This is a genomic window from Vibrio sp. 397, from assembly GCF_033339395.1.
Lineage (GTDB): Bacteria > Pseudomonadota > Gammaproteobacteria > Enterobacterales > Vibrionaceae > Vibrio > Vibrio alginolyticus.
In genome coordinates this window covers 1-8,844 of sequence record NZ_JAWOUN010000038.1, presented here as the reverse complement: position 1 = coordinate 8,844, position 8,844 = coordinate 1, and the positions used below count along the sequence as shown (strand labels likewise).

At 41.8% G+C, this 8,844-nt stretch carries 10 protein-coding genes; 2 read left to right on the top strand and 8 right to left on the bottom strand.

Features of this window, described 5'->3' with window-relative positions; all coding sequences use genetic code 11:
- The first annotated feature begins 155 nt into the window (after positions 1–155).
- Both R7P36_RS24650 and R7P36_RS24645 read left to right on the top strand, forming a co-directional pair.
- A complete protein-coding gene (locus R7P36_RS24650) occupies positions 156–839 on the top strand; it encodes a hypothetical protein (RefSeq protein ID WP_250159090.1) in 684 nt (227 codons plus the stop codon).
- Positions 832–1,959, top strand: coding sequence for an XRE family transcriptional regulator (locus R7P36_RS24645; protein ID WP_318099428.1), 1,128 nt, complete (start codon positions 832–834; stop codon positions 1,957–1,959). Before R7P36_RS24650 ends, R7P36_RS24645 begins: the two co-directional genes overlap by 8 nt.
- Positions 1,960–2,022: 63 nt before the next feature.
- Here R7P36_RS24645 and R7P36_RS24640 read toward each other — a convergent pair whose 3' ends face one another.
- The 8 genes from R7P36_RS24640 to R7P36_RS24605 all read right to left on the bottom strand — a co-directional run bounded on the left by R7P36_RS24640 (position 2,023) and on the right by R7P36_RS24605 (position 8,618).
- Complete coding sequence (locus R7P36_RS24640; protein ID WP_000135356.1) at positions 2,023–2,229, bottom strand: hypothetical protein; 207 nt, start codon at positions 2,227–2,229, stop codon at positions 2,023–2,025.
- A 199-nt stretch (positions 2,230–2,428) separates the two neighbouring features.
- Positions 2,429–3,877: an ATP-binding protein gene (locus R7P36_RS24635; protein ID WP_140061499.1), complete on the bottom strand. Its 1,449-nt coding sequence runs from the start codon at positions 3,875–3,877 to the stop codon at positions 2,429–2,431.
- 20 nt (positions 3,878–3,897) lie between these two features.
- Positions 3,898–4,833, bottom strand: coding sequence for a DNA polymerase (locus R7P36_RS24630; protein WP_318099429.1), 936 nt, complete (start codon positions 4,831–4,833; stop codon positions 3,898–3,900).
- 132 nt (positions 4,834–4,965) lie between these two features.
- Positions 4,966–5,706: a hypothetical protein gene (locus R7P36_RS24625; protein ID WP_318099430.1), complete on the bottom strand. Its 741-nt coding sequence runs from the start codon at positions 5,704–5,706 to the stop codon at positions 4,966–4,968.
- Between the two features lie 363 nt (positions 5,707–6,069).
- Positions 6,070–7,290, bottom strand: coding sequence for a hypothetical protein (locus tag R7P36_RS24620; RefSeq protein ID WP_062730755.1), 1,221 nt, complete (start codon positions 7,288–7,290; stop codon positions 6,070–6,072).
- Between the two features lie 142 nt (positions 7,291–7,432).
- Complete coding sequence (locus R7P36_RS24615; protein ID WP_180766487.1) at positions 7,433–7,606, bottom strand: hypothetical protein; 174 nt, start codon at positions 7,604–7,606, stop codon at positions 7,433–7,435.
- Between the two features lie 71 nt (positions 7,607–7,677).
- Positions 7,678–8,052, bottom strand: coding sequence for a hypothetical protein (locus tag R7P36_RS24610; protein WP_062730756.1), 375 nt, complete (start codon positions 8,050–8,052; stop codon positions 7,678–7,680).
- A 95-nt stretch (positions 8,053–8,147) separates the two neighbouring features.
- Positions 8,148–8,618 (bottom strand): hypothetical protein, encoded by a 471-nt coding sequence (locus R7P36_RS24605; protein WP_062730757.1) that lies wholly within the window; start codon positions 8,616–8,618, stop codon positions 8,148–8,150.
- Between the last annotated feature and the right edge of the window lie 226 nt (positions 8,619–8,844).

The window sequence follows — 8,844 nt, the reverse complement described above, 5'->3', positions numbered from 1 at the left end:
GCATCGACGACGGGAATTATTGAGTGTGATTAGTACGACGACGCCGACGAGGAAATGGGGTTAAGTTTGGGTGGAAAGACAGGATTTTCTTTCATTTCTTGTTTTTCAATCTCGATCGAGGTTAGAATATAGGAAATAGAATTGAGGATGACAAAATGAACTCAGCACTAACCAATAACGCCCAGACAGAAAAAAGTAATCAAATCGAAGATCCCCAGCGAGCTCACTTAGTTTCTAATCTTCCACATATTAAGGAAGCATTGCAACGAGGTTTAAGCGCTAGAAAAAGAATGACTGAAAACAACCCTGTCACCAGTGGTGGTCAGTATTTTTATGGTGATACTATCCGCGCTCTCCGCGAACTACTAAAACCACACGGATATGTTAGAGAATCCATTCGTAATGTAGAGCTTACGATCAATAAAGAAGAAAAAATTGCAATCTACCTTTGTAGTGCTTGTGAGCAGACTGGAAACCCAGCAGGTTTCCCGCAATCCATTACAGACAAAGGCGACTTTACTCTTGATCTTTTAGCACTTAAGTTCGAAGAAACTCTCAACTATGACTTGTTCCCAGAAACGCTTCCTGAGTCAAATACCAAAAACAAATTAAATTGTGATGTTTGGTTCCTTCTCCATAATTTTGACAAAAATAACAATAAGCTTACCGCTGAACTGGCGAGACCTGTATCCTACAATAAGAGAGGTTACGTGACAGGATTTGATCTTGAAAACCGTATAATTATTGACATGGACAACGAAGAAATCGTTGATTCACAAGTCGATTTCAATGATGAAATTGACTTTGATATCGAAGAAGTAAGTAACGACAATGTTTAACTCATTAAGACTAAAAATTGCTAGAGAAAGAAGAGGATATACAAAAAAGGCGTTAGCCGAACTAACAGGGATTACTACGAGAACTCTTTCAACATATGAAAATAAGGGTCTTCTGGACACAACTGACTCAACCTTGGTGAGTCGTATAGCAGATATTCTCAATTACCCTGTTGAATTTTTCTACGCGGATAATCCTGAGCAAATCGTAAAAGAAGGCGTAAGCTTCCGAGCTATGACGAAGCTTAGTGCGTCCAAAAGAGACGCAGCTCTTAGTGCCGGAACGCTGGCAGTTGAGTTTAATACCTGGTTAGAAAGTCGATTCAATTTAAAGCAACATGATGTTTTAGATTGCAGCAGTGAAGATTTCGCAGATCCTGAAAGTGCCGCACAACTTCTACGTGAACATTGGGGCTTAGGTGAACTGTCTATTTCCAACATGATTCACCTTTTGGAATCTAAAGGTGTACGCGTCTTTTCGTTGACAGAGAATTGTGTCGAAGTAGATGCATTCTCATTTTGGTTAGACGAGAAGCCTTTCGTTTTTCTGAATACTATGAAAACTCCAGAACGCAGTCGTTTCGATGCTGCCCATGAACTGGGTCATCTAGTGTTGCACAAACATGCATCCAACAACGGACGCCAAGCCGAGGAACAAGCAGATCGATTTGCGTCAGCATTTCTAATGCCGAAAGGAAGTATTCTTGCGAAAATACCTTCATATCCTTCTCTAAACCAACTATTGAAGTTGAAGAAGCATTGGAAAGTATCATTAGCGGCTCTAATACGAAGAACTTTTGACTTAGGTTTGTCATCCGAGTGGCATTATCGTCAATTAAATATCGAACTATCAAACTCTTATGGAAGAAAATCAGAACCGGAGGGTCTAGAGAGCAGGGAAACGTCTTTAGTATTTCAAAAGATTTTCAATAAATTGAGAGAAAAAAATATATCTCGGAACGAAGTACTCAATGAGTTGAAGCTACCTCAAGATGAGCTTTCAGCCTTAACATTTAACAATCCATTTTTTCTGTTTAAGGCTGTTGTATCAAAAGTCAACAATGGGAAAACTACTCTTTCCAGTAGTAACACCTCTCAACCAACTCTAAAAGTGGTTAACTAGCGACACATTTACGCAGAGGGATCAAAGTACAGATCCCTCTATTCTTGCTACCCTAGGAAGCTCCTACCCCGTATGGCAAGCTTCCGAGCAGTAATAACACCCATTGGCTTTTGAATAGGTTTTCTTCGCTGCAGCAACTGCAGGCCCACAACTAGCAAACTCACCAAGATACGTTCTGTTATGTTCCAGTGGCATGTAAGAGCAACCTTGCTTATGCACTTCATGGTCGCCATTAGCTTGTTGATTCTTGTTCACATAATACCTAGCCATACTATCCTCAATATCAGTAATAAAAACCAATATAAAACTTAGCTCATAAGGCCATATTTTCAATAAGGGAATGACAAATGTTCCACATCTAACAATTATCAATTGTCGTCGTCGACGTCTATCACCAACCGTCGACGGCGGCACTAAAACAAAAAAATCCGACACCGATGACCAAAGCCACCGATACCGGATGTGTTGATTAAATCAAAGGTTTATCTGAAACCATAATGTAACGCTCTGCATCTCGTCCAAACTTGAAGTAGATGCCATTCGCATTCAAGCTCGATTCTTGCCCCTTAATCTTTGCTGACAACGCCGCTGCACCTTTAGGTAGGTACATGCTTTCTTCAAACTCTTGAAGCTTATTCAGAAGCTCGGAAGGCTTGCCCTTCCACGGCTTACCTCCAGCTTTCTTAAGCAATGCCGTAAAAGCAATAGTTAGACTATCATCTGCCATGCCCGACGCCATCAGCGACTCTACATTCTTCTCGTACACTTTTTGCAGCTTACCCTCTGGAAGTTTCCAGATTTTTTCTAGCGCTCCGATCCATTTGGCGTAGTCCATCATTCGCGCTTCGTGCATCACCTCAACATCAGGCAATACCGCCAACGCTTTGGATGCAAGAGTCAGTAAGGCACCGAATATCTCTGGCATTGATGCTTCTAACTCTGCTTTCAGCTCTTGTTCAGGACGTCGATCACCTTTCTTCATCGGTTCCAAGTTGACTCGGAGGCAACGGGAAGCTAAGTCGGATTCTTTAACAAAATCATGAATACCATTTAATACTAGTGGGCTATGTAGCTCTAGCATCGTCACTTCTGCTGTCTTGTACAATGTTCGCTTCGTCATGGTTCCCTTGGTAGCTACGGTACAAAGCAAATCACTTTGACGCTTAGTTAGGCTTCTAAGGTTATCAATAACAACTAGCGACATGCCGTTGATGGTCAGAACAAAGTCACTTTGCTTAGGAAAAGCCATCGCTGAGACAGCGCTAGGATCTAACAAGCCACGAAGCACGTTATTACAGAAGAAGCTTTTTCCCGCCCCCTTTTCACCTTGAATCATCAAGATAGGGTAAGGGACACCTTTCGCCTTAGGATGTGCCATTAAGTAAGTCATGTAAGCGACCAGCAAGAAGAAAGTATTCGTGTCCGTATTAATGAACTTTCTCAGCTTTGCCAAGGCTGACTTGGTGTCGTCACATGGCAGCTTAGGCGTAACCATTGGTAACTGAAAGCTCGGTCGCTGAAAATAGAGATTCTCATTACTAGCGGGCATTGTATCCAACACTTCAACACCTTGAGCACTAAGTTGAGCAATCTGACCGTTCGAGAGGTCAATGGTCACTGTTTCAGATCCCGGAGCCATACCATATCGAATTTGAGGTTTAATCAACGGCTGCTCATGCTCCCATGCGATAGCTTTGACTTCCTCGAATGCATCTTTCACGTTTTTACCAACCAATCTTAGTTCTACTCGCTTAGCGAACTTACGCAGCATCTGCTCTCCCTTATCAGAAGCCAATGGGATAGCTTGCTTAGACTCTCCGGTATGCTCAATCAAATATGGTGTACGTGACTCGTCCTGCTTAACTACGCTAGGGGTAAACTGTTCTAAGAACTCTGCGAATGCATTTTTATCAGCCATTGTAAAAATCTCCTTTAATACTATTTTTCTTGGGATGGCAGCGTCATTTCAACTGCCACTTTTAAACGAAAACCATTTAGAACATCGGCGGCGGCGTCGGCGAGTGCCTGAGTTGCCGCATCCAATTGGTTTTGAAATTGTGCTTGTTCTAACCTCACCAAGAACGAATCGTGGTTGGTGAGTAGAAGTGGAATGTTGGCATCATCAAGACGTAGACAGGCTCGGCGCATAATGTCGGCACCTGTTGCTTGAATATTCCAATTAGTTAGCGAGAGTTGCCCGTCCAAATCCGAAATGGTGTATTTCCAATCTAAGGAACGAGCGAAGCCTTGATTCCGAATAACATCGGCAGATTTAGTGAGATAGCGGTCAATTGGGTAAATAAGACGAGATAGCTCATTAGACAGGGCTCTAAATCGACTCAAGGCAATACCCAGCTTTTCAGCGAGTGTCCGATAACCGATACCATATAAGCGCCCAATGAGCATTTGCTTACACTGGTCACGGCTAAATTGGCCTCCAACTAACTGAACGATATTTTTGTATATGTCCCCCTTTTGGTACCAATTCATGAGCACCTGACATTGCGCAAAATAAGCAGCAATCATAGGCTCTTGTTGCTGGTAATCTAAAAGGGCATAAACACTGCCTTTAGGTGGGCTTAGTACAGACTTCCAGTACTGCTTAGGAACTTGGTTCAGAGAAGAACCAAGAGCATGATCACGACCTGTTTTAGTATGAAAAGCCGAGACGACTGGACGATACCAATGTCCGGTAGAATCTGTGTTTAATGCTTTAACAATTCCTTGATATTGCTTAGCTACGAATTGGCTTGTACCCGATTTTTTCTGTGAGTACGAACCAATTCGCTTAAGCATTGCAGTACGATTTACTCTAATCGCTTCTCTGCTTTTTAGATGCTCTATATGCCGCGTAATACGACGTTGAACATCCAAAGGTGGCAAGCTCGAAACAGATTTAACCTCTTGTACAATATGGTCAGGTAAGTAACCTTGCGCTGAGTGAGCAAGTAACTGTTTATTCAGCGCATAGGTATGTGGTCCGAGACCATAACGTGCGATTGCGACTCATGCTGCAATATCATCGAAATCCAAATCATCAAGGTCAATCTCATCTTCAATTTCAATTTCTTCCAATTCTTCTAACGGCTCTGGGTCGTCAGAGAAAATTCCATCTTCGGAAGGATCTTTCACTCTTTCAGCGTCGGCGTCGTCATTACTCGCTTGCTTTTGTTCAGTATCTCCGTCGACAACGTCAACGAACTCACCTTTATTTTCCAACAACGCTTGAGCTACAGGATGTTCTAGGGAATCGATGTGATACTCTCCACCAAACGTTTCATCAAAAGCTTTCGCTACAAGAGACATATCAACATCGAATGGGGCAATATCATGCTCAACCGAGTAACTATAGACACCAGCCTCTTTGTTACGTTTTACGGAGATAACCTTCCCCTCAGCACTCGCCTTCACCACGTCTAGCTTGCTGCGGTTCCAAGAATTTGATGGATTATCACTCAATAGAACTAAGCGAATCTCATTTTTTGTCGTTTGCAGAACATGAAGTACCTTTTGAGATACTTCTTTTTTTGGTAAGGACTGCGCAATGTCGGCATCTACATAATATGTATACTTATATCCTGTCTCGTCATCGTATCGCTCAATCGTTAGCATTTTTTGTACTTCAGACTTTGTCATAAATGGAACACCATCTGACGGCATCATGTTTGACAATGCGTTACTAGGAATCTGCGCTTTGAAGTTAGCTACTTTTTCAGCCTGTGCATTTAGTTTTTCAAATAGACTCATTTCATTCTCTCCTAAGTTATCAATAGATAATTGATGCGGTTTAATTCAGCATCGCAATAGGCAGCCATTCAGCTACCCATTAAGTTGCTAAATCAACATTCAAAAATCGTAGAGCGTTACTTTCCAGATTGTTAAAGAGCATCGAGAAGGCGTTCCGTCTCGTTGGTTTGCATTAAACAGCAATGTCGTAGACTTGAATTTCCAAAGTACTTGCAATAGCCAAACTTATCGTTGGAACCTTCTTTCCTAACCACGAAATACATTTAACCAGCTCCCCCACGAAGATAATTTCCAAAGTGCTTGTAAAAGCTACAGGCATAAAAAAAGAGAAGCTTTCGCTTCTCTTTGGGCATCTAACTCACGCTACTTTGACTGTTGTGATTTCTCGTATGCATTCCTAATTTTACTGAACAAACTATCTGATATATAAGCAAATGGTCCATCATACTTCTTCCACTTACTAAACTCTGAATTGAGTTGCTTCTGTCTTCTGGCATAGCATTCATCATCAGACTCAACTACACCATCCTTCCCCACTTTCCTACTCACTTTATCCAGATAAAAGAAGCGATCATTTTTTGCCATTTCTTCTGCTGCTTTATTGGCAGACACTGCATTAACCTTTAACCATGAATATAGCCACGCTTTAATAAATAACCAGCGATACGTTGCTCTGATATCGCTAGCTTTGTAACCACCATGTAGACGAGTATAGATAAACACATTGGGACTTTTTAATTCCACTTCTCGTTCATACTTGATACCCGTATGCTCCATTTCTAATTCTGCTGCCCGCTCAGAGAGCTCGTAGTAGAGCACCATATCCACATATCGCTTAGTATCTATCCTCAATAACTTCTCATATCCCATAGTAGTGAGTAGCTCTGATTGCAGGTCATCAACTAAACACTGCACATGGCTTACAATTGTGTCTTGATAGAGCTGCAATAAGGATTTGGCTAGTAAGGCGTATTTTTGATTAGGACGAAACTCTTCGAATGCACCTGTATTCATTACAGGTAGCTTCGATAGTAAAACCAATTGGTCTGCAACATAAGAACATTTATCAAGAATTTCGGTAAGAAGCTCTGGAGTGAACATCGCCTCTTCATTTCCTATTTGTGCTTTCAACACAGTACACAACCAGTTGTCCCATGCATAACAACAATGCTCAACCAATTCGACAAGCTCACGAGCCATCAATGTGACTTCATTATTGTATGGGTGTCGAAACTCTATCGTATGCATAATTCGATGCATCTCGGCTCTTACGCTCAACTCTAACGAGTCATTCTTAACTAACTGAGAAATAGGTCTTTCCAGTAATGTTTGACACTCCCAGTAGTACTCTTCAATGTCATCCAACCCAAAAAGGTTCATAGCAAAAATACAATAGGGCTTACTATTTCCGGGCATATCGTTGACCTTTATAGAAAGCTCATGGAATTGAGGATGTTCGTAGCTTAATTTTCCTCCTATTTTTAGCTGTTTAAGCTCCGGATGATGTTCTACGATATTTAGCTCAAATACTTGTAAGTCTTTATCTTTGCAATCTATCGTAAATGGCTGTCTAGCTTTACTCATTGTTCTTCAGATTTATCCAAAAAAACAATGATACCGTAACGATACTGAAAGCTTTAATGTTGTATCGTCGTCGACGCATTGTGAATCGACGTCGGCGACAACAAAAAAGCAGAGGTTATCCCCTGCTCACCTAGCTTGCCCGTCAATCATCTATAACCTCGTCGGCGACAACACCAATTACGAAGCCAGCTATACCACCGATTAATACCCCATATGGACCATACCTAGCCCCAATAGCAGCTCCGACTTTAGCCGCACGAATACCTGTGTTCTTTTTGGATTGGGATGATGATTGTGAAAAGGTTTTGCTTTGCATGTTTGCTCCTTCTGGGATGTACAAAAGGGCAATACCTCTCGATATCACCCTTAACGATTTAATAACCCAGCTTACTTAACTGAATCGCATAGATGATTTGCGAAGCTACGAGTCATCATCTGATTTTGGTACTGGTTATTTAGCTTCAATGTATTGAGCCAGAACTCATCCCCATCAACTTCGAATTGCATAAATGCTTTCTGCTCTTGATTGCGGAAATTCACATCACCTTCAATATCCACGAAGATTCGACCCGATTTGGTTTTACCTGATTTCCAAGTTTCATTGGTGAATGCTGAGTCGATCATGTCCCCTATTACGTAAGGGCAACCATCTGGGCTACCTTCTTTAATTGTCTCGATGGCATCATCTGTATCCGAACTAAATAGACCTGCTGATGCACCAAAGCTAGCTAGAACTAACGCACTGATTAGTAGTTTTTTCATTACTACATTTCCTTATTAGATTAACTGATTGAAGAATTTGATAGTGATTACTGTCGGTGTCGTCGGTACGACGTCAACGACGATAAATGAAAGGGTTATTTTGTTTTCTTGTCTGCGAGCGCTAACAGCTCTGCTTTTAGCTGTTGGTATTCGTCGCCTAGTACGTGAAGATAAATTGATGATTCGGACTTTTGGGCTAGACCTAAGTCTCTAACTATTGAGGCGCAAAAACCTTGGTTATTGGCTGAACCTGAAGGATATAGGGATTTATAGACCTGACTTTTCCACGGGTTATCGCCTTGAGATTCGATCAACTGGAATAGTTCGTTAAGTGGAACCCAGTGTTTTGAATGCAATCCTGCCCCGCCACTTTGTCCGGCAATTCGAAAATAGAGCTGCTTGTCCTCATTATGTTGAGCAATTTCATAGAGGATTTTTCCTTGGGCCTTTGCTCCTAGTTTGGGTGCTTCACCTGTTTCGAGAATGGTAGAGAATGGATTGCCTTCTGGCGTGGCTTTAGATGTATCAACTCCTGCATTCTTCCTGCTGTTTTTGGCTTGGTTCATAGAAACTCCTTTATTTCATTGAGCTAGAAATAAGAAAGCCCCTACCGGACGAATCCAGTAAGAGCTCTTACAATTCAATAATATAAATTCGTTTTGCTGCTTGTTACGCCTAGGCTTTTTTTCCTGTCTTTTCCGGTACTGTTCCTGTCTTTCCAACACAGTTTTCTACATTTCCTCGACGGTGGCGGCGGTGATATTGGTTCGGCAGATTTCCCGACGGCGACGT